General features: G+C 52.5%; 16 protein-coding genes. 14 read left to right on the plus strand and 2 right to left on the minus strand.

Features of this window, described 5'->3' with window-relative positions; translation table 11 throughout:
* From ABDW36_RS12120 to ABDW36_RS12155, 8 genes are all read left to right on the plus strand, one after another.
* Positions 1-1,542: a RagB/SusD family nutrient uptake outer membrane protein gene (locus ABDW36_RS12120; protein ID WP_343702167.1), complete on the plus strand. Its 1,542-nt coding sequence runs from the start codon at positions 1-3 to the stop codon at positions 1,540-1,542.
* A 40-nt stretch (positions 1,543-1,582) separates the two neighbouring features.
* Positions 1,583-3,499 (plus strand): sulfatase-like hydrolase/transferase, encoded by a 1,917-nt coding sequence (locus ABDW36_RS12125; RefSeq protein WP_343702168.1) that lies wholly within the window; start codon positions 1,583-1,585, stop codon positions 3,497-3,499.
* Between the two features lie 43 nt (positions 3,500-3,542).
* The gene (locus ABDW36_RS12130; protein WP_343702169.1) at positions 3,543-7,349 is read left to right on the plus strand and encodes a carboxylesterase family protein; all 3,807 of its coding nucleotides are present in this window, start codon (positions 3,543-3,545) and stop codon (positions 7,347-7,349) included.
* Positions 7,350-7,428: 79 nt separating this feature from the next.
* A complete protein-coding gene (locus ABDW36_RS12135; protein WP_343702170.1) occupies positions 7,429-8,238 on the plus strand; it encodes a helix-turn-helix transcriptional regulator in 810 nt (269 codons plus the stop codon).
* A gap of 79 nt (positions 8,239-8,317) precedes the next feature.
* Complete coding sequence (locus ABDW36_RS12140) at positions 8,318-10,783, plus strand: TonB-dependent receptor (protein ID WP_343702171.1); 2,466 nt, start codon at positions 8,318-8,320, stop codon at positions 10,781-10,783.
* A gap of 130 nt (positions 10,784-10,913) precedes the next feature.
* Complete coding sequence (locus ABDW36_RS12145; protein WP_343702172.1) at positions 10,914-11,759, plus strand: alpha/beta hydrolase; 846 nt, start codon at positions 10,914-10,916, stop codon at positions 11,757-11,759.
* An 8-nt stretch (positions 11,760-11,767) separates the two neighbouring features.
* Complete coding sequence (locus ABDW36_RS12150; protein ID WP_343702173.1) at positions 11,768-12,406, plus strand: hypothetical protein; 639 nt, start codon at positions 11,768-11,770, stop codon at positions 12,404-12,406.
* 4 nt (positions 12,407-12,410) lie between these two features.
* Positions 12,411-13,970, plus strand: a complete 1,560-nt coding sequence (locus ABDW36_RS12155) for a right-handed parallel beta-helix repeat-containing protein (protein WP_343702174.1) — start codon at positions 12,411-12,413, stop codon at positions 13,968-13,970.
* A 15-nt stretch (positions 13,971-13,985) separates the two neighbouring features.
* Here ABDW36_RS12155 and ABDW36_RS12160 read toward each other — a convergent pair whose 3' ends face one another.
* Positions 13,986-15,386 carry a sialate O-acetylesterase gene (locus ABDW36_RS12160; RefSeq protein ID WP_343702175.1) on the minus strand — a complete coding sequence of 467 codons (1,401 nt, stop codon included), beginning with the start codon at positions 15,384-15,386 and terminating at the stop codon, positions 13,986-13,988.
* Between the two features lie 144 nt (positions 15,387-15,530).
* Here ABDW36_RS12160 and ABDW36_RS12165 point away from each other — a divergent pair, with 144 nt between their 5' ends.
* The 4 genes from ABDW36_RS12165 to ABDW36_RS12180 all read left to right on the plus strand — a co-directional run bounded on the left by ABDW36_RS12165 (position 15,531) and on the right by ABDW36_RS12180 (position 19,457).
* Entirely contained in the window at positions 15,531-17,000 is a 1,470-nt protein-coding gene (locus ABDW36_RS12165; RefSeq protein WP_343702176.1) for a sulfatase, read from the plus strand.
* A 34-nt stretch (positions 17,001-17,034) separates the two neighbouring features.
* Positions 17,035-18,150, plus strand: coding sequence for an acyltransferase (locus tag ABDW36_RS12170; RefSeq protein ID WP_343702177.1), 1,116 nt, complete (start codon positions 17,035-17,037; stop codon positions 18,148-18,150).
* Between the two features lie 29 nt (positions 18,151-18,179).
* On the plus strand, positions 18,180-18,989 hold the full coding sequence (locus ABDW36_RS12175) for a helix-turn-helix domain-containing protein (RefSeq protein ID WP_343702178.1): 810 nt from the start codon (positions 18,180-18,182) through the stop codon (positions 18,987-18,989).
* A gap of 63 nt (positions 18,990-19,052) precedes the next feature.
* Positions 19,053-19,457: a DUF6223 family protein gene (locus ABDW36_RS12180; protein WP_343702179.1), complete on the plus strand. Its 405-nt coding sequence runs from the start codon at positions 19,053-19,055 to the stop codon at positions 19,455-19,457.
* 76 nt (positions 19,458-19,533) lie between these two features.
* Here the strand turns inward: ABDW36_RS12180 and ABDW36_RS12185 are convergent, their stop codons facing one another.
* Positions 19,534-19,941: a DoxX family membrane protein gene (locus ABDW36_RS12185; RefSeq protein WP_343702180.1), complete on the minus strand. Its 408-nt coding sequence runs from the start codon at positions 19,939-19,941 to the stop codon at positions 19,534-19,536.
* A 130-nt stretch (positions 19,942-20,071) separates the two neighbouring features.
* Here ABDW36_RS12185 and ABDW36_RS12190 point away from each other — a divergent pair, with 130 nt between their 5' ends.
* Both ABDW36_RS12190 and ABDW36_RS12195 read left to right on the plus strand, forming a co-directional pair.
* Complete coding sequence (locus ABDW36_RS12190) at positions 20,072-20,647, plus strand: Crp/Fnr family transcriptional regulator (protein ID WP_343702181.1); 576 nt, start codon at positions 20,072-20,074, stop codon at positions 20,645-20,647.
* Positions 20,648-20,707: 60 nt separating this feature from the next.
* On the plus strand, positions 20,708-21,157 hold the full coding sequence (locus tag ABDW36_RS12195) for a carboxymuconolactone decarboxylase family protein (protein ID WP_343702182.1): 450 nt from the start codon (positions 20,708-20,710) through the stop codon (positions 21,155-21,157).
* The last annotated feature ends 10 nt before the right edge of the window (positions 21,158-21,167 follow it).

A 21,167-nucleotide genomic window follows, 5' to 3' on the forward strand; every position in this document is an offset into this window, starting at 1 on the left:
ATGACGTTACATATAAACCGGCTATTTGTGAGCATCTTCCTGCTATCCGCAGTGCTGGGAGGATGGGGATGTTCAAAGAATATAGAAATATCCAACCCCAACCAGTTAACAGAACGGAATTTCTGGCGGGATGAAAAAGATGCGCTGATGGGCCTGAACGGGGTGCTGGACGCATTCCAGCATAACCAGTTTGCCGGCAAGTTCTACCGGGAATTTGATAACCTGACAGATAATGCCATCACCATTTCCGGCGCAAACTGGGCGGAGATAGAGTCCAGCTTCCACACGTCCGCCACCGCGCGCGTATTGAACGCATGGACGGCGTATTACACCGTGATCAACCGGGCCAACCTGCTGATAGCACGGGTGAAAGACATGCCGGAAGAGGGTATCAGCAGTGAAGCGCGTGCGCGCATCATTGCAGAAGCGTCTTTCCTGCGGGCGTATGCCTACCTTGACCTGACTACGCTCTGGGGCAACGTACCGTTTTACCTGGAGCCGCTCAATGCATTTGACGAAGGCGGCCAGGCTGCGGAAAAAACAGCGATAGTGGCTGCCATGGAAAAAGACCTGGAAGACAACATCCCTCACCTGCCGGTCAATATCCCCGGTGCGGAAAAGGGAAGGATAGGGCGCGGTGCGGCTGTGGCCTTGCTGGGCAAATACTATCTTTTTAACAACGAACCGGCAAAAGCCGCCGCAACGCTCAAGCCGCTGATGTCCGCGCCCTACGCCTACAGTCTCTTTCCCAGGTTTGATGCACTCTTCACGCTGGACGGGGAGTTCTCCGCAGAAAGCCTGTTCGAGATCAACTTTGTGTCTGGCGGCATAGACAACGGCGAGAGTTTTTCCATCAGGATAGATACGATGCTCACACCGCTGGTGCCCCAGGCCAACTGGCGGCCCACGCCCAACCTGGTCAATTCTTTTTTATGCACAGACGGCAAGCCTATACAAACCTCTGCCTTGTACGGCCCGGCGTCACCCACGTTTAGCGCCGCAAAGCCGTATGAGGGCCGGGACCTCCGCCTGCGCGCCTCCGTGCTCACCAATGCAGACATAACGCCCGGCGGCAAAAAGATATGGGCGTTCACCAACAACATACCGTTTGCACCCAGGAAGTATTTTATGCTTACCTCCACGCAATACAATGGCGGGCCGCAAAACTATTACATGATCCGCTATGCGGAAGTGTTGCTGATGTATGCAGAGGCTGAGAACGAGGCCGCAGGTGCCAATACTGCCGTGTACACCGCTGTGAACGAGATACGCCGGCGGGCGGGTGTGGCTGCCTGCCCTGCGGGTCTCACCCAGGAACAGATGCGCCAGTACATCCGCAACGAACGCCGCTGGGAGTTTGCGTTCGAGCATCAGCGGTACTTTGACCTGCTCCGCTGGCGGATAGCAGAATATGTTATTCCGCCCATAGGCGGCGTAAAAGTTTTCACGGCGCCGAAAGATTACCTGTGGCCCTATCCGCAGAACGAGATGGACAATAACCCGGCCCTGAAAGCACAGGGGCAGAATGAAGGATGGGAATAGGCCGGGGGCACTCACAAACAAGAGATTTAATTAACAGGATATGCATAGAATCAACATAACCGGTATTTTTTTGCTGGCGCTGCTTTTGGGGAGCTATACGGTCAGCGCACAAAACAAAAGACCCAATATACTATGGCTGGTGATTGAAGACACCTCCCCGCAGTTCATTGGCTGCTATGGGAACAGCCAGGCTAAAACACCTAATATTGATGCCCTGGCCAAACAGGGCATCCGGTTCAGCAACGCGTTCTCAACCGGAACCGTGTGCTCACCCAGCCGTTCCGCCATTATAACCGGTGTCAGAACATATGAGCTGGGCACCGGCAATCACCGCAGCAACTACCCCTTGCCCGATTTCATTAAAGGGTTTCCCTATTACCTGCGGCAGGCGGGGTATTATACCAGCAACAATAAAAAAACAGATTACAATACTTCTTCCGCCGGCAGAATTACCCGGGAAGCCTGGCATGAAAGCTCCGGCCAGGCGGGATGGTGGAACCGGGAGCCCGGCCAGCCCTTCTTTGCGGTGTTCAACTTTGAAGATTCCCACCAGTCCCGCACCATGACCAACCCTTATTACCTGTATGAAAAGCAGGTGCTGGAGCAGTTGCCGGCAGAAAAACAGGTGGCCGCCAAAGACATTGCGGTGCCGCCTTTCTTCCGGGATTCAGACTCCATGCGCAAACAGCTGGCCAGGATCTACAATGGCATTGGCCTCGCAGATCACCGCATCGGCAAGGTGCTGGACAGTTTGCGGAAGGATAACCTGCTGGACAGCACCATCATCTTTTTTTATGCAGACCACGGAGAAGGCATGCCCCGCGCCAAAACCAACGGCATAGACCTGGGCCACCGGGTGCCCTTCATCATCTGGTTCCCGGAAATGTACAAACACCTGTCTCCCTGGGGCGCGGGCGGAACCGCAAGTGCAGACCTGCTGTGTTTTACAGACCTGGCGCCCACGTTGCTGCAGCTGGCCGGCGCCAAAGTGCCCGGTTATATGAAAGGAAGAGCGCTGCTGGGCAAAGGCGCGGCCCCGGCGCCGGGCAGCATGCTGCTTTCCAGTGATGGTTCCGAAGGCGTGTCTGAGCTGTGCCGTACCGTTACCAACGGGCGTTATTCCTATACGCGGGTATTCATGCCGTTTATGCCTGAGCTGTTTTACAAGAAGTATTTCGATTACAGTGACATTATGCAGCTGATGCGCGCAGACCTGAAGAACAACCTGCTGGTGAAGGAACAGAAAGCGCCGTTTAAGCAACGCAGCCCGGAGTATCTTTTTGACATCAGCAAAGACCCCTGGCAGATGCACAACCTGGCGGAAGACCCGGCTTACCGGGAAGTGGTGGCGCAGATGCGTGCGGAAATGAATGCAGGCATTCTGCGAGACAAGGATGTGCTGTTCCTGCCGGAATATGAGCTGGCGCGTATTTCAGCAGAAAGCACACCATACGTGTTCAGGGAAGACAGCGCCCGTTACCCGGTACGCCAGGTACTGGAAGCAGCCTCTCTCTCCGGTTGGCGCAGCCAGGATGCGCTGAAACGGCAGGTTGCGCTGCTGGGCTCGCCGCAGCCGTACGTGCGTTACTGGGCCGCCATAGGGCTCAAGAGCCAGGGTGGGGCGGCAAAGGCATACGCCCGCCAGTTGAAGGCAGCGCTGAAAGATGAGTACCCGCCCGCGCAGGTGGTGCTGGCATCTGTATGTTACGACCTCCTGAAAGACGCTGAAGCCGAAGCTATTCTCAACCATGCCATCGGGGATAACAACATGCACCTGTCAAGGCTGGCCGTCCAGATGGTTCAGTACCAGCAGCACCGCCAGGCATTTGTGCCAGCCGTTACCAGGCTGATAGCGGAAGTGGAGCAGAAGAAGAGGAAGCCGGGCGCCAGGGAGGCGGCGGAGATGTTCCTTTATAGCGTAAAGGGAGCGCCGCTGCATTATAATGCCTTCTGGTAAATATTATCCTGAATCCATATCACCTAAAACACCATCCACGACCATGAAAAAACTCTACATGATGTTAGCTGCCTGGGCAAGCGGTACACTGGCTTACGGGCAATCATTTAAAGAAACCATCGGCAACGTGGCCGTTACGCCTACCGCTATTGCCACGCACGCCGCGGCCAACGGCTTTGCCAATAACTGGCTGTCTTTTTCAGGTACGGCAGACCTCCGGCAAACCAATGTTTCTTCCGGCTATGCGCAGGCATCCGGCCAGGGCAATGTATATCTCTCCAAGCTGTCTGTCAACTTCACGATAGGGAACATCAATACCACCGGTATTGCCATGCCTGCGCTGGCCTTCGGCATGCGGAAAGCGGGTGATGCAGACAATGGTGCAGAAGTGATAGTGGAATATTCTGTTAACGGCGGCAGCAGCTGGACGGCGCTGTCCCTGCCGCCGCTCCCCACCGGCACAGCTACGGCAGGCTGGCACTACAGGGTGGCGGGCGGCTTGCCGCAAGCCGCCGGGCTGATGCTCCGTTTCAGGAAAAACGCTTCGGATAATTTCTATTTCCTGGACGATTTTTCAGTGAATAACAAAACAGTCCTGATGAACGACGTAGCCTATCAGACCTATACCTATAAAACCGTTGATACCACTACGCTGCAGCTAGACGTGTTCATGCCGCCGGGGCGCGTCAGCCTGGACAGCCTGGCGCCCGTTATGGTGCTGTTTCACGGCGGCAGCTGGCAAGGCGGCAACAAAGAGATGCTGCACCCGCAATGCCAGTACTTTGCCAAGCGGGGCATGGTAACCGTTACGGCTAACTACCGCTTCAGGAACAGCAGCGGCACCGGCATGGAAACCACCGAAGAGATCTGCATCCGTGATGCTAAGAGCGCCGTAAGGTGGGTGAAGCAGCAGGCCGCCGTACTGGGCATTGATACCACCAGGATAGTGCTGGCCGGCGGCTCCGCAGGCGGGCACCTCGCTACCATGACGTCCGTTAACCAGCAAGACAATAACGATTCAACAGATAACCTGTCTGTTTCCACCCGTGCCAATGCGCTGGTGCTTTTCAACCCCGCTTACCGGCATTTTACGGCGGCCAGCCTGCTGCCGTATAACTATATTCATAACGAGGGAACACCTGCCATATTTCTATATGGCGGTTTAGATAACTGGAAGCCCGCCGGTGACATGTTGTACAAGGCTTTCAATTTTCACGGCGCGGACGCGGAAATGTGGGTGGCAGATGAAGCAGGCCACGGTTTTTTTAACAGCGCCTTCTGGCGGCTGCCCTGCAACCTGCTGGCAGATAACTTTTTGACCGGCCTGGGCCTGCTGGATGATGAAGGGTACAGCTTTCCCCTTCCTGTAGACGATACCCTGCACTTGCAGGCGCCTTATGCCTTCCAGCCCGCGCCATTCCGTGAAACGTTCGGGCAAACCACCACCGCCGTTACGAACATGATGCAGCACCAGGTAACGCAGGGGTATGATAACGACGGGCTTTATTTCTCCGGCGTAGCAGACGTCAGGAATACGCTCACCTCTTCCGGGTACGGCAATGCCTCCGGCGGCGCCAATGTTTTTCTTTCAAGGCCCGATGCTGCTTTGCGGATAAGCGGGATCAATACCTCCGCCCTGGCCGCTCCTGTACTGGCCTTCGGCATCTATAAAGGAGAAGACAACAACAACGGTTCCGCCCTTGCCGTAGAATACACCACAGACGGTGCCACCTGGGCGCCGCTCTCCATGCAGCCATTGCCTGACGGGGCAGGCAGCGCAGGCTGGTACTACCGCGTGGTGAAGGGACTGCCCGCAGCGCCTCAGCTGAGCATCCGTTTCAGGAACAGCGCCAGCGCACACTACTTCTTCCTGGACGATGTGACGGTAGAAGACAGCACCGCCCTTGCCCCGCTCGGCATCCGCGGTGTGAAATGGCGGCAGGCCGGGGATGAGGAATTTTTACAGACTACCGTTAACTGGTGGCTGGCAAAGCCTGCCGGCTCCACCAAGCCGGGCGTATTGGCTGCAGTGGCCACCAAGGCAAACGCCATTGTGCTGCGGGTGGATCGCGCAGACCGCTTCAAGCCGGATACAACAGTCAACTTCAACAAGGCAATGGATGAAATTGTAGACGCCATCGTAAAAGCAAAAACCAACAACGTGCCGCTGGACATCTACCTGTGGGCAAGAATATGGCTGGAGCGGGACGGCGCGCCCAACTACGGCACGGCAGACGCCGGCGCGGCGGCGGTACGGGACTGGTTCACGCCTGTGCTGAACAAGGCCCTGGCCGCCGGCGTGCTGGACAGGATCAAGGGCATTGCCCTGATAGAGACCAACTGTGACAGAACGCAGGACGTTAAAGACTACGCGCTGCGCATTGCAGATAAATTCAACGGGGTCGCCGCCTGGCAGGATGCCACCGGCCGGCCTTTCTTCCATACCCGTACCCTGATGGTGCCCGGTGCGGCCTTCGGCATGGACTTCCGTAACATCGGCAACGGCGGCGGTACATTTTTTGACAGCATCAGCGCCAAATGCCGCAACTTCTCGTTCATCTACAAACTGATGCAGGGTACCCATGAAACGGTTACCGGGCCTGAATATGACAGTGTACTGGTGAACGGCACCTACCGGTCATGGGCAAACGATATGGAAGAGAACGATGCATCTTTTTCTGTAACAGACCGGAAGGCTTACCTGAATTATTTCGGGATTGGCGAGCTGACAGCGTATGTGAACACTTACAAGGAATCGCATCCAACGGCTGCCAATATCGTGTTCTGGGGAGACAAGTGGGACGGTATCAGCCAAACGCGGCCCATGACCAGGCAGGCATTGCACAGCCTGCTGGTGCGGAATGGGGGAGAAGAGCCCATAGCCACCAACACCAGCTACTTTTTTACGCTCGCCGCCAATCACACTTCCAACACGTCCGCCGCAAAATTCTACCTGCTGGATACCACGCTGGCGCCTAACCAGGTACCCGGCTGGACGGGTATATCCGCCTCTGCGGAATGGGATAGCTGGCCGCTGGCCAACCGGGGCACCATGCCGTTTTCAGAAACCGGCGGCACCGTGCCCGGCAGTCTCACCACTGTGCAAATCAACGGCCTGTTTGACAGTAAAGCCCTGCTGCTGAACTTCGGCGGCACGGCAGACCTCAGGAATACCACGCCTTCCACGGGTTACCCGCTGGCCTCCGGGGGCAATGCCTTTTTCCTGAAAAAGCCCGGCGCCTACCTGCAGATCAACGAATTGAACACGGCGCTGCTTCCCCAGGCCAGCGTTGCCTTCGGGGTATACAAGGATGACAGTACGGCCACCGGCAGTGACCTGAAAGTGGAGTATTCCACAGACGGCAACACCTGGTCTCCGGCATCATTCAGCGCGCTTCCCGCAGGTGGCGGAACAGCAGGCTGGTACTACCGCGTGGCGGACGGCTTGCCGCTTGTTACCGCGTTGCACCTGCGGTTCGTGAAAGACAGTTCCGCCAACTTTTACCTGGTAGATGATATTTTGATACATGATACAGACTCGGTTAGCGAAGGGCCACTGATGGCGCCCGGCATGCTCAGTGCCATAAAACATCCCGGCCAGGCGCATTCGGCCGCTGTAACGTTGTATCCTAATCCTGTACATGACGAGCTGTACGTCACCTATCCGTCAACGGATGCAGAGGTCATATTGACCGTAGGCGGTATGGACGGCAAGCTCCATTACCGCAACAAACTGCTGCCTAACAGCACGTCATGCAAAGTGTCCCTGGCAGGGCTGCCGCCGGGCATATACTGGCTGTCCATCCAGGGAAAGGGGGCGCCCGTGGTGCGCAAGGTGGTGAAATACTGACAAGCCCCTGGGGATGAGGTACGGCAGGGCTTGAATCTCATCCCCAGGATGCTTATCTTGACGGTAATTATCAGAAGAGATGAACGAGATCCCGATCAAATCTAAAATTACCGGGGAGAGCCTGTTCAAGATCAGCATGATGAAAACGGTCATCAAGCCTACAAGGCCCCACCGTCATGCGGACTATCATGAGTTTATTTTCCTGGATGAAGGTTCGGGCTTCCATGATATAGATGACAGGAGCTTTGAGGTTACACCGCCGGCGTTTTTCTACATAAGGCCGGGGCAAACGCATTGCTGGAACTTTTCGGCGTTGCCCAAAGGGTACGTACTGCTGTTCCGGGAAGACCTGCTGCTGAAAGAGGATATTGATACTTTATTCGGCCTGCCCGCTCATATTCACCTGGGCGGGCAGGTTCGTTTGTTCCGCCTGTTGTCAGACCTGCGGGAAGAATATGAGAACGGCGCGCCCGGCCATGCGGTATACGGCGCATACCTTCATTTGCTGATAACGAAGATCAAGGAGCTAGCCGGAACGGAAAATAATGTACTGACGTTTTCTGACGGCCTTTTCCAGCAATACAAACGGCTGGTAAACGATCATTTTCTGGACAGCAGGCAATTAAATTTCTACGTCACCCAGCTGAACACCACCTCGGGAACATTGAACGATGTCTGTAAAAGATCTTCGGGTAAAACCGCCTCTGCCGTCATTAACGAACGCGTTTTGCTGGAGGCCAAAATGTTGTTGTCCGCTACAGTGAAGCCTATTAAGGACATTGCGGCAGTTCTACGGTTTTCTGACGCCCCGCATTTTGTCAAGTTTTTCAGGACTTACACCAACCTGACCCCCGGAAAGTACCGGGAAATGGCGCTTGCCAAAAAATAATTGTACAACAATTGCCCTGAATGGTACAACCACGTCTTCCCGGGAGAGGCTATATTTGCATGATTTTTCAGACCATCCGATGAATATCAGACTGCTTATCATTTCCGTTTTCCTGGGCGCCGCCCAGCTGGCCTTCGGGCAAAAAGCCGCTGTTACAGGCACTATCATTGACGAAAAAGACGGCCAGCCGCTGGAATATGCCAGCGTTGCCGCGTTCAGGACCAGTGATTCTTCCCTGGTAACCGGCGCGGTAACCGATGCAAAGGGCGGGTTTACGCTGGGAAAGCTGAAACACGGCAGCTACCACCTGCGGGTGTTGTTTATGGGGTATGGAACGAAGTATGTGAACAATATAACCTTGTCAGACGGTCAGACGCTTAACCTGGGCAAGATCGTTCTCAACCGGGGAAGCGCGCAGCTGAACGAAGTGAACGTAACCGGCAAGGCGGCAGATGCTTCAAACAAGATCGACAAACAGTCGTTCCGCGCCGGGCAGTTCGAATCCGCAAAAGGAGGCAGCGCCATTGACGTGCTGAAAAACCTTCCTTCCGTATCTGTGAACGGAGAAGGCAGCATCAGCGTGCGCGGCTCTACAGGCTTCCTGGTACTGGTGAACGGGAAACCGGTGATCACGGACGCACAGACCGTTTTAAGCCAGCTGCCGGCAAACGCTATTGAGAACATTGAGCTGATTACCTCACCCTCTGCCAAATATGATCCTGACGGCAAGGGCGGTATCATCAACATCATCACCAAAAAAGGCGCTACAGACGGGTTCAGCATTGCAGCCAATGTGATGGGAGGCCTGCCAAGCACCACAGACCATGGCAACAAGGAACAACCGAAGCGCTTTGGCGGAGATGTGACCATCAACTTCAAAAAGAATAAATGGGACGTTTCCGTGAGCGGCAATTACACCAGGAATGACAATGCCGGCTACCGGGAAGGGGATGTTTACACTAAAAACTTCACTACAGACATCATGACCCGGTTTCCCTCCAACGGTGAAAGGAGCTTTGACAAATACAATTACGCCGGCCGCGCATCTGCGACGTTTACGCCGGATACGAACAATACCGTTTCCGCCGGTTTTTTCATCGGTAAAAGGTACCAGGCCAGGCTGGCAGACATCCTTTACAACAATTCCGCCTCCAATCTCACCACCGGAGAGCTGATCAGGAGCACCACCTATTTTAATTCCAACCTGCAAACCAGGCAGGGCAACTTTTACCTGGGCAACCTGGACTATACCCACCGCTTCCGGAACAGATCCACTCTTACCGCTTCCGCCCTGTTTGAAAGCGCACGGCTGTTTGGCAATACCAGTAACAAAAACGTGGGCTTCCCGGAAACCTCCCACCTGCTGCAGGAGGTATACAACCCGTACGAAAACCCTATTGACGGCTACCGCCTCAAGCTGGACTATGTGGTCAACATCGGGAAGGGGAAGCTGGAAAGCGGTTACCAGTTCAGGCATGACACGCAGAACGGCAAGTTCGATTACTTTGTAACGCCCGCCACCTCCCAGCCGGATGCAGACCGGTTCAGAGGCTCCGCCAACACCAGGAACCAGATCAATGCCGTTTACACCCAGTATTCCGCCAGCTGGAAAAAACTGGAATACATAGCGGGCCTGCGGTACGAATACGCTGCCAGAACGGTAAAGCTGTCTTACGACCCTGTTCCTCACAAGCTGGATCTCTCCAATTTATTCCCCTCCGCCAACCTGCTGTACACTATCAGCAACGGGTGGAAAGCAAAGGCAGGGTATAGCAAAAGGATTCAGCGCACCAACAACTTCGAACTGAACCCCATACCCGAACGGGAGCACTCTGAAACGCTGGAACAGGGAGACCCTGACCTGCTGCCTTCTTTCATAGACCTGGCAGAGCTGGGGGCCATCCAGACTTTCAATAAAGGTTCATTCTTTGCCACGGCATACTACCAGCATATCAAAAATCCCATACAACGCGTCAACAGCGTGTATGCAGATACCATCCTGAACCGCGTGTTCACCAATGCGGAAGCCGCCCGTACATTTGGCCTGGAGGCCGGCACCAACCTGCAGCCGACTACCTGGTGGACATTGTACGTTGGGGGCAACGTTTACAATTACAAGATCAAGGGTAACCTGAACATCCTGGGTGTCCACTCAACGGTTAATAACAGCGCCTGGGTATATTCCATCAATGCCAATACCAATTTCAAGCTGGGCGCAACATGGAGCCTGCAGGCAAACGTTAACTACCTTTCCGCCAGGCCCACTGCACAGGGAGAAGACTCCCGTTTCCTGGTGCCCAATACTTCCCTGAAAAAAACGTTCATGGACGGTTTGCTTACCGCCACGCTGCAATGGCAGAACATGGACCTTGGCATGCGGCAAACGCAGCGCCAGCGCATCACCACCAGCGGGCCCGACTTTTATACCACCACCAACTACATCTACGAAACAGACGTGTTCCTGATCAACCTGGGCTTTAACCTGAACAAGCTGAGCGGAAAATCCAGGCTCCCCAACAGCGAATTCGGGGACAAGGAGTTCTAGGAAGGCAATTTCCGGTAACGTACACGGAAAATCAGGAAAAGATAATTATCTTGGCCTCATATCAACTAAAATCCACACTATGGGGCAATTGATCTTATCCACAAAACGGTTGCTTTCCGTTTGGGGGGCTATGACACGTATTTGTTTCCTGGGCGGACTGGCCTTGCTTCCCACGGGGCAGGCAGCTGCGGGGCCACTTCCGGCAGACAGTGCGTACACCGTACAAGTGATCCGGAACATCCGCTACGCGCCGCAGCCTGATTCCATGAAAACGGATACTTCCTCAGACCGCTTGCTTGACCTCTACCTTCCTGCCGCAAAAGGTAAACTGCCCGTGCTCGTTTTTGTTCATGGCGGAGGGTTCAGCGGGGGAGATAAACGCCAGGTAACCGCTCTGTGCACAAAGATCGCCTCCAAAGGCATTGCGGTGCTCTCGGTCAACTATCGCCTTTACCTGAAGCACCATAAAGTGCCCGGCGCCAGCGCCAGTGCCAACATGGCTGCAGGGCTGCCGCCAACAGGTACGTTCAACCCCGCCTTGCAGCATGCCGTGGAAGTGGCTTCAGAAGACGCGCAGCTGGTGTTCAGCTGGATTGGCAGCCACGCGCGGGAATATGCTTTCAACAAACGGAAGGTGGCTATATCCGGCGGATCTGCCGGCGCCATGACTTCATTGTACACCGCTTATGCATCCCGGCAGAAAGTGCTGCCCGTAGGCGCGGTGGTGAACTTCTGGGGCGGGCTGGCCGATGTTGGGGTAATTGAAAAGAATGCGCCTCCCTTGCTCACCTTCCATGGAGACAAGGACAAGCTGATCAATGTTGCATATGCGTATGCGCTGGACGAGCAGATGAAGCAGCTGGGGAATATTTCCGAACTGCATGTGATGGAAGGGAAGGGGCATGCGGCCTATAAGGAGATCGAATCGCGATATGTGCCGGAGGTGGCCGCATTTGTAATGAAACACCTGAAATGATTTTTTTCATGATAAACAAACTGAAAGCCCTGCCGCTGGTACTGTTCAGCGTGCTATGGGTCACTGCTTCCATGGGCCAGAAAGCCGGGCAGACGGTGGGGTTTATTGAAGGGCTGCCTGTTACGGCTACGGAAGTAAAAAGAGAAATGCTGAACGCCAGGTGGCAGCAGGCAGACGGAAATATGCAAGCTGTGCGTCAGCTGGCAGTAGAAGCGCTGGTACGCTTGAAAGTACAGGAAAAGCTGCTGCAAGGCGAAAACCTGTGGCCGTTCAAAACGTATGCGGCGCTGCTGGATGAGCTGCACAACACCAATGCCGCCAGAAAGGCAAAGGGGGCTGTATATGTGGGCCCGCAAACATTCACGGAAGATGATTTTTACCAGTATTGCCTGAACAATGCCGTGATCGTTCTCAAGGATAAAATGCTGGAAGACAAACGTATTGTGGTGAGCCGTGCCGACCTGGAAGCGCAGTTCCTGGAAATGAAAAAAACGGTATACAAAGCTGAAAAATATACGCTGGAACTGTACCAGCGGCAGGTACACGATGCTTGTGTGGAAAAGGCATACGCTGACATCATCAATCAACGCATGTCTGAAGCGGTTAAACAGATCGATGCCGCAAAATTGGCAAAGGTCCAATTGTAACACTATGAATCGTAACACATACGCATACTGCCTGGCGGCGCTGCTGCTGCTTTCCGCCATGGCTGCGCAAGGGGCCGGCATCATTACCGGAACGGTTTACGTAGATGCCCGGTCAGGTAACGACGCCAACAGCGGGCGCTCCCCGAAAGCGGCCTGGAAGAGCCTGGAAAAGCTCAATGCCACTACGTTCGGCCCCGGCGCTACGATCCTTTTAAGGGCCGGCAGCCGGTGGACGGGCAGCCTGCATCCCAAAGGTTCCGGTTCCCCCGCTGCCGTGATCAAACTGGACATGTACGGCAAAGGGCCCAAACCTTTAATTGACGGCGGCGGCCTGGTGGGCAAGGGGGTATTCTGCCTGTATAACCAGGAGTATTGGGAGATCAGCAACCTGGAGCTGGTGAATTTTTCCCCTGAGCCGGGAGACCGACGGGGAGTGGAGATCAACGCGGCAGACTACGGCACGGTTAATCATATTTACCTCAGGGGCCTTGACATTCATCATATCAGCGGCATAGTGGGGCATGGGGATAAGGAGAAGCGCACGGCCGGTATCCATATCAATACCCTGAAAGATAAAATAAAAGCCACCCGCTTTAACGACATCCTGATAGAAGGCTGCCACATCCATCACATAGAGAACCAGGGAATTGCTACCAATAACGATGTGTCGGTATCAAACTATCCAGGTACGCCGGAGTGGGAGGCAAGAAAGCTGACCAACCTGGTGATCCGCAACAACGTGATCCATCATATTTCAAAGAACGCCATGATCATCCGTTTGACCGAAGGTGGTGTAGTAGAAAATAATCTTTGTTATGAGACGGCCATTGCCATCACGGGGAATACCATCTTTTCCCGCACGGTGAAAGGCACGGTGTTCCAGTACAACGAAGGTTTCCTGAACCGCTCGCCGGATGCGGACGGCAGCTTGTATGACCCTGATATCAATAGCCCGGGTACCATCTGGCAATACAGCTACAGTCATGATAATGCTCACGGGCTGGTATGGTTCTGTACAGATAAAAAAGATGACAGTATTGTAGTGCGGTATAACCTGAGCGTTAACGACAAGGGTGCGCTGGTGTATTTTAATTATCCGTTCCGTGGCGCCGCCGTATACAACAACGTTTTTTACATTGGCCGCCACCGGGCGCCGGTGATCATCCGGGAAAGAAGCACCGCCAGCCATACCTATAGCTTTGAGAATAACATTATTTACAACCTGGGCGAAAAGGCGGTATATAACCTGGCGGTTGATGGTAAAGGCAAGCAGGAGCGGCACTTCAGCCACAACATATTTTTCGGGCTGCGCCCGGAGAACGAACCGGGCGGAACGAAGCTGATGACAGACCCGATGTTTGTGAACCCCGGCAGCCTGTTCCCTGACATCAAAGGTTATGAAGGGTACCGCCTCAAAGCAGGCTCGCCTGCGCTGGGAGCGGGGAAACCAATAGTGAATGATGGCGGCCGTGACTTTTATAATAACAAACTTCCGGCAGGCAATGCCCGGTCTGTCGGTATTTACGACGGGCCGGGCATCGCCGTTCCGGAAGCAAAGCCTTGATGAGACGGGTGCTAATTACCAGTTGTCAGTACGAAAAGAAGAAGCCGGCAAACCTTCGGTATTAAACAGCTCTCCTGTAAACCAGTCTTTAAAAGCATAACGGACTGCCACCGGGTTTTTTACCTGCTCAGACCGTACACGAATACCTGCTCCGGTTATTTGGGCCGTTGCGGGGTGAAACACCTTATCCTCACCCGCTACCTCAAACAAGGTCAGTTCTTTCCCGCCTGCGTAGAGGCCGTTTTGAGCGTTGTCAAAGGTGAGGTCAATGGTGTCTTTATTAACTTTCATAGACTTGTAAACCGGCCCCTGGTACGGCAGCCCGCTGATGCCGTAATCACGCGCCAGCGCGCAGTAAGCCAGGCGTTTTGCAACGGTCATTTTATCCGGCGGATGGATGGATTGTTCCTTCCCGATGTCAGCCGTTACCGCCATGGCGGAATTCGGTATTATTTTCAGCGCTTGCAGCTGTGCCTCCCGGAGATAGGGCGAGTGGTTATCGTTATCGTATTTGTAGGGCGCAATCTGCACATAATAGAACGGCCATTCCCCGCAATTCCAGTGCTTGCGCCAGTCGCTCACCATAGACAGCATCTGCTGGGCATACGGCTGCGCGTTTTTCCTGTTCGCTTCTCCCTGGTACCATAACGCTCCTTTGATGCTAAAGCCGGCTATAGGGTTGATCATGGCATTATACAGCACAGTAGGGCTGTTCTGGTTCAATTTTGTACCATCTCCGGGAGCCGGCACCTTCACGGAAGGAAACTGCTGCAGGCTGGAGGCGCTCATCCAGGCTTCAATACGGGTCCCGCCCCAGGACGTGTGAATGATACCTACCGGTACATCCAGCCGCTCCTGGATGATCCTGGCAAAGAGATAACCTACAGCGCTCATCTCGTTCACGCTCTCTACGTCCGCTTCTTCCCAACGGCGTACATTGGCGTCGAACTGCGCCTTGTCAGACAGCTGGCGGTTAACCTGGAACAGCCTGATTTTGGGATTCTTCGCGTTGATCAGCACGTCGTTAGAACCTTCTATGGGCTGGTTGCGGAAACCCTTTATCGGCATGGACATATTAGACTGGCCTGAGCAAACCCATACTTCCCCGATGAGAATGTTCTTCAGCACCAGTTTTTCACCATCATCGAAGGTGATGTTGAAGGGGCCGCCTGCTGCAGGTGTGCTTACCGAAACGCGCCAGAGGCTGTCGCTTCCGGCCTGAACGGTATAAGATTTCCCGTTCCAGCTGGTGGTGATCTTTATTTTCGCCGCCGGGCGCGCTTTCCCCCACAACGCGGCGTCCGTTTTTTGCTGAAGCACCATGTTATGATCGATGACGGAGGGAAGAATGACCTTGGCGCTGGCGGCCATGTTCATCAGCAGGAACAGGCCGATACATGATTTGATTCTTTTCATACGTGTTATTGATAAGGATATTTTTGGTAGCGTATCGCCAAAATACTCAATATATTTGTTTTGTACAAATGTCCTACATATACTTGCAGGGTATTTCCCAAAGTACACTTTCCACTGCATATGAAAAATCAAAAACTTGGTCACATGGCGTTTTGCACCGGTAAGCGCAGTTTTATAGCCATTTCTATCATGGCGCTGATGATGAGCGGCTGCCGGATAAATAAAGGATTCAGCCAGCAGAAACAGCCGCCCAACATCCTTTTTATTGCGATAGACGATCTGCGGCCGCAACTGGGGTGTTATGGAGACAAAATTGTGCAAAGCCCCAATATAGACAAACTGGCAAAGGCTGGTGTCTTATTCAACCGCGCGTACTGCCAGCAAGCGGTATGTTCCCCGTCACGCACCTCCCTGATGACGGGGAGAAGACCAAATACTTCAAAGGTCTGGGATTTAAAGACGCATTTCCGCACTACTATTCCGGATGTGGTCACATTGCCGCAGTATTTCAAGCATCACGGTTATCATACCCAATGTATTGGCAAGATCTATCACGACCCTGCCAGTGCGCAGGATGCCCCTTCCTGGTCTGCACCGGAAATATTGGCGGTAACGGACAAGAAGGGCAAATACGTACTGCCTGCAAACCTTGAGATAAAATCAGCAAAAGCAGCGGCAACAGAGGAGGCAGACGTGCCTGATGATGCCTATATTGACGGGCAGGTAGCCAACCAGGCGCTGGAAGTTTTAAGGAAGATCAAAGACAAGCCTTTTTTTCTGGCGGTAGGCTTCCGCCGCCCGCATTTGCCGTTCAGCGCGCCTAAAAAGTACTGGGACTTATACGACCGGGAAAAAATTCCCCTGCCCGCACAGAATACTCCGGAGAACGTGCCCGCCTATGCCATGCATAAAAGCGAGGAGCTGAGAGGATATAGTGACATAGGATTTAACAAGGAGATAGCTGACGCAAAGCAGCGGGAATTGCTGCATGGTTATTATGCCGCCATTAGCTATACGGATGCCCAGATAGGGAAGGTGCTGGCGGAACTGGACAGGCTGGACCTAACCCGGAACACCATCATTGTGTTGTGGAGCGATCATGGGTTCCATTTAGGCGAGAAAGCAATGTGGACAAAAACGACCAACTACGAGCTGGATACCAGGGTGCCTTTGATCATTGCGGCGCCGGGGAAGCGGAAAGGCGTTACATCCGATGGCCTGGCAGAGCTGGTAGACATATATCCTACTTTAGCGGAGCTGGGCGGCCTGCCCGTTCCCGAAGGCGTGGAGGGCACCTCTCTGGCGCCATTGCTCACCAGGCCTGACCAGCCCTGGAAAAGCGCAGCGTTCAGCCAGTTTCCCCGGCCCTGGCAATACAGGGGAGAACCGCAAACAATGGGGTATGCCATCAGAACAGATCGTTATCGTTACGTGGAATGGCGGAACTTTAAAACAGATGAGGTGAAGGCAAGGGAATTGTATGATCATCAAAGCGACCCGGCCGAAATGAACAACATAGCCAATATTCCGGCTAATGCTGCTTTGGTTGGAGCGCTGCAGCAACAGCTGCGTGACGGGTGGCAGAAGGCCCGGCCAAAGTCTAGAATATTTTAGATAACTTGGCAACGGCTAATCAGGATACAAATAAATGGATAAGAACACAACCGCTGCCACCATTCTGCAAACAAAACAGCATTTCCAGATTCTTGACGGGTTAAGGGGCATAGCCGCCCTGGCCGTTGTAGTGTTTCATTTTATGGAATGGGTGTACCCGGACCTGAGCAAGAACTTCATCGGGCACGGATTTTTGGCGGTTGATTTTTTCTTCTGCCTGTCAGGATTTGTGATCGGGTATGCCTATGATGACCGTATGGCAAAAATGGGCGTGCTGGAGTTCTTTAAATCCAGGACCATCAGGCTGCACCCGCTGGTGATAGCCGGCTCGGTATTAGGCTTGCTGGCATTTTTGTTCGACCCGTTTGGCGGCCAGCCCGAACTGTACAGCATCGGCAAGGTCATCCTCATATTTTTATGCTCGCTACTATTAATTCCGTTTCCTGTAATGGAAGACCGCGGGTTTAACCTGTTCGGCCTCAATGCACCGTCCTGGTCATTGTTCTGGGAATATATCGCCAATATCGTTTACGCACTTGTACTTTGCAGGCTCAAACGCGGCTACCTGGTACTGTTAACCATCATTTCAGCCGCGGCTATTTGCTGGGTATGCTACCGTTCCGGCAATTTATTAGGTGGATGGAGCGGCCCTACCTTCTGGGATGGCGGTGCACGTATATCGTATTCTTTCCTGGCGGGCTTGCTAATTTACCGCTCCAATTGGATCATCAAAAACAGGCTGGGGTTTGTGGGCCTGAGCATATTACTGCTCCTGGCCTTTATCATGCCGTTTTCGGCATGGAACTGGTTGTCTGAAACGTTGATAGTATTGGTTTACTTCCCCCTGCTGGTAGCTTTAGGGGCAGGAAGTACCCTTTCGCCCGGTTTAAAAAAGATCTGCGTATTTTCGGGGAAGATCTCTTACCCGTTATACATGACGCATTATGCCGTGTTATGGATGTTCGGCAATTATTATACCGCGCATAAACCCGGCAATGTAGAACTGGCTTTCATCGTTATAGCGGGGGTGATAACGCTGGTTGGAGCAGCGTACCTGGTGATGGTGCTTTACGACATCCCCGTCAGGAAATATTTGAACGATAAACGGAAAGAAAGACTGGCCAGACAAAATGCCCGCGGTGTTTCATAATTGCCTGAGCGGCTTTTAAAGATTGCCATATGAACTACGGTGTTATACAACCGCCTGAACAGCTTGCCGACTATGTACGCTTTTTCTGGTTCGTAGAAGGGAATCAGCCGTACATTCATCACGCTTTTGCCTATCCTTGCCCAGAGCTTATCTTTTGCTATAAAGGATATTTCAGGTACGGCATCCGGCACAATGAAGACAGGGCGATGAGTGCCGGTGTTTTCGGGCAGACGGAAACCTTCAGCCGGGTCACATTAAGCAATAATGACTTTGGCATTTTGGGCGCTTACCTGTATCCCCACGCCTTCCCGCAGTTGTTTCGTTTGCCGGCCGCTGAAATCACCAACCAGGCTTTGGATATGAAAACCCTTTGCGGCAAAGATGGCGAGATGCTTGAAGAAAAGATCATGCTGGCTGCCAACAACGGCCAGCGGGTGAAACTGATCTGTGACTTTTTAAAGCTCCGGTTGAAAAACATCCGGAGTGAATATAGCGGCATATGTTCGGTTATTAAAGCAGTTTCAAAACTGTACACGGAAACTTCAGTATTGTCCTTGGCAGAAAATAATTTTTTGTCCCTTCGGCAATTTGAACGGCGGTTTAAAGAGCTTTCGGGTTTCAGGCCAAAACTATTTCTGCAGATCGCGAGGTTTAATTCATTGCTCAACAAACCTTTTCAGGAAAAATCACTAACGGAGCTTGCCTACCAGCATGGTTACTATGACCCGGCACATTTTACGCATGATTTCAGGCGGTTTTCCAACCGCAACCCGAAGGAGTATTTCAACGAACAGACAATAACGGCCATGAACAGGGGAACGGTCGAGTTCGGAAAGTAGAATGTCGTTTTTATACAAATTTATTGCGGATGCTACCGGTAACTTTGCGTCAAAATTGTGACAATGAAACATATTTTGTTCATGTTATTTACCGTACTAGCGGTAGTAATGGAGGCCTCCGGAAATGAGTTCACTTTGGCCCAGGACTCAAAACTTTTCAATGAAACCGGTTATGTAAAAGGCATCACTACTGCACGGCTCATTGGGATAGTTGAATTGCTGCTGGGTTTAGCAAGCGTAATCTTTGCTATCCGGTCTAAAAAACGTCTCTCCGTCAAAAATGCGAAAATTGCGTTGGTCCTGGGCTTGCTCGCCATCGTCTTCAGCACGGTACATTTCATCACTGCGGCCGGGGCTGTTTTTGGTTCCGGGAGCGGAAAGGCAGGGGCAATTCTGGCTTTTGTACTGGGCGTAGCCGGCGTGGTGCTGAGCAGATCGGCGCTGCGCCGGCAGAAGTTGCATTCTTAGCAATAATTGTGCTGCCGCTGTACGGCGGCGCAATGGGCAAATGGCATTTTTGCAACTGGTGTCCACGCATGTCCGGTCAAGGCCCGGCCTGTTTTTTTTGAACTGCCAGTAAAAATGCAGCCGCGCTGCCCACCCAAACTGAATAATCTAAAGGCGCCTTTATTCCCAAAGCAACCGTCATTGAAAGGGCAAATACCAGCAGCAGAATGCCGGTAGCAATGGCCGTCCATTTTAATTGAAAGCCCGCGAGGAGCAGCAGCGACAAAACGATTTCCAGGAAAGTAGCTGCATAAGCCGAAAATCTGCTCAAAATTGACGGCAGGAAAAAAGTAAGCTCCCGGGTGTATTTTTCAAAATTCTGCCAGTTGCCCCAGGCTGCATTGGCGCCCCAAAGGCCGAATCTGTCTGCCACTGCCGAGAGCATTGTACAAGCAATGGCAACCCTTAAAAACACGGCCGGTAATTGTGCTGACTTAATAGCCATTTTTCCATTTTTAGGTGAAAACTGCAAAGTTAGGTACTGGAAAACGGATGAAAGTTAAGCTGGTTTAAGAAATACAATTTGGGCATCTTTACAAACCTAATGGAATTTTGTATATTAAGAGGATAGTTTGATGATACAACCGCTACTGAATCATATCGAAAATTATTGTTCCATTCAACCGGATAGATCTGGTTTGATCGGGTCTTTTTTTGAACAAAGAACATACAGGAGAAAAGAACACCTGTTAGTGGAGGGACAGCGGTGTTTTGAAAAATTCTTTGTAATCAAAGGCTGCGTGCAGCTATGTTACCTGAAACAGAACGGGACCGACCAAACCATAGACTTTGCAATAGAGAACTGGTGGATATCGGATTTTATGGCGTTCCCCAACGCCGGCATCGCAAAGTTTTCCATTCGCGCCGTAGAGCAGACGGAAGTACTGTCTATCACTGCGGACAGTCAACGGCAATTGCTTGAACAGGTCCCGGAAATGGAAGCATATTTCCATGTTATGTTTCAGCGGTCATATGCAGCATCTCAAATGAGATTAAGATATCTGTATGAATTGTCCAAAGAGGAATTATACCTGAATTTTCTCCGGCAATTCCCGGCTTTTACGCAGCGTGTTCCGCAATACCTGCTGGCGTCTTTCCTGGGCTTTACACCTGAATACCTGAGCGAACTAAGGAAGAAATTCCTTTCTTAAACCAGTTTAAGCAGGCTTGGATTCATGTTTTTTACTTTTGTGGAACAAAAAACAAAAGACATGAACAAGGTCATAAAACATCGTTTGGACATATGGGCGGAAGAGCCCCTGTACTGGAATATGATAGCGGGAATTGATAAACGCCTGTATGAATCCACCATACCTGGAAGCCTGATTGAGCTGATCAAGATCAGGGTTTCGCAAATTAATAAATGCGCGTATTGTATAGATTATCATACGAACGATGCATTAAGGAAAGGAGAGAGTGCCCGCCGCATATTCGCTTTATCTGCCTGGCGGGAAAGCCCCCTGTTTACTGACGTTGAGCGGGCTGTTTTTGAGGTAGCCGATGAAATGACGCTTATTTTTAATCATGGTGTTTCAGATCAAGCCTATGAAAAGCTTACATCGTTCTTTACGAAGAAAGAAATAGCGGACATTATGGTTTGCATCTGCCACATGAACTTTTTGAACCGGGTGGGCATATCTACTAAAACGGAGGCTTTGTAAAAAAGCCTTT

Origin of the sequence: Chitinophaga sp. (assembly GCF_039596455.1) — a bacterium.
In the GTDB taxonomy this organism is placed as follows: domain Bacteria; phylum Bacteroidota; class Bacteroidia; order Chitinophagales; family Chitinophagaceae; genus Chitinophaga.

Bases quoted from the DNA above. Each gene is read 5' to 3' on its own strand.
- ABDW36_RS12120 (WP_343702167.1), top strand. From the start codon at position 1: ATGACGTTACATATAAACCGGCTATTTGTGAGCATCTTCCTGCTATCC.
- ABDW36_RS12125 (WP_343702168.1), top strand. From the start codon at position 1,583: ATGCATAGAATCAACATAACCGGTATTTTTTTGCTGGCGCTGCTTTTG.
- ABDW36_RS12130 (WP_343702169.1), top strand. From the start codon at position 3,543: ATGAAAAAACTCTACATGATGTTAGCTGCCTGGGCAAGCGGTACACTG.
- ABDW36_RS12135 (WP_343702170.1), top strand. From the start codon at position 7,429: ATGAACGAGATCCCGATCAAATCTAAAATTACCGGGGAGAGCCTGTTC.
- ABDW36_RS12140 (WP_343702171.1), top strand. From the start codon at position 8,318: ATGAATATCAGACTGCTTATCATTTCCGTTTTCCTGGGCGCCGCCCAG.
- ABDW36_RS12145 (WP_343702172.1), top strand. From the start codon at position 10,914: ATGACACGTATTTGTTTCCTGGGCGGACTGGCCTTGCTTCCCACGGGG.
- ABDW36_RS12150 (WP_343702173.1), top strand. From the start codon at position 11,768: ATGATAAACAAACTGAAAGCCCTGCCGCTGGTACTGTTCAGCGTGCTA.
- ABDW36_RS12155 (WP_343702174.1), top strand. From the start codon at position 12,411: ATGAATCGTAACACATACGCATACTGCCTGGCGGCGCTGCTGCTGCTT.
- ABDW36_RS12160 (WP_343702175.1), bottom strand. From the start codon at position 15,386: ATGAAAAGAATCAAATCATGTATCGGCCTGTTCCTGCTGATGAACATG.
- ABDW36_RS12165 (WP_343702176.1), top strand. From the start codon at position 15,531: ATGGCGTTTTGCACCGGTAAGCGCAGTTTTATAGCCATTTCTATCATG.
- ABDW36_RS12170 (WP_343702177.1), top strand. From the start codon at position 17,035: ATGGATAAGAACACAACCGCTGCCACCATTCTGCAAACAAAACAGCAT.
- ABDW36_RS12175 (WP_343702178.1), top strand. From the start codon at position 18,180: ATGAACTACGGTGTTATACAACCGCCTGAACAGCTTGCCGACTATGTA.
- ABDW36_RS12180 (WP_343702179.1), top strand. From the start codon at position 19,053: ATGAAACATATTTTGTTCATGTTATTTACCGTACTAGCGGTAGTAATG.
- ABDW36_RS12185 (WP_343702180.1), bottom strand. From the start codon at position 19,941: ATGGCTATTAAGTCAGCACAATTACCGGCCGTGTTTTTAAGGGTTGCC.
- ABDW36_RS12190 (WP_343702181.1), top strand. From the start codon at position 20,072: ATGATACAACCGCTACTGAATCATATCGAAAATTATTGTTCCATTCAA.
- ABDW36_RS12195 (WP_343702182.1), top strand. From the start codon at position 20,708: ATGAACAAGGTCATAAAACATCGTTTGGACATATGGGCGGAAGAGCCC.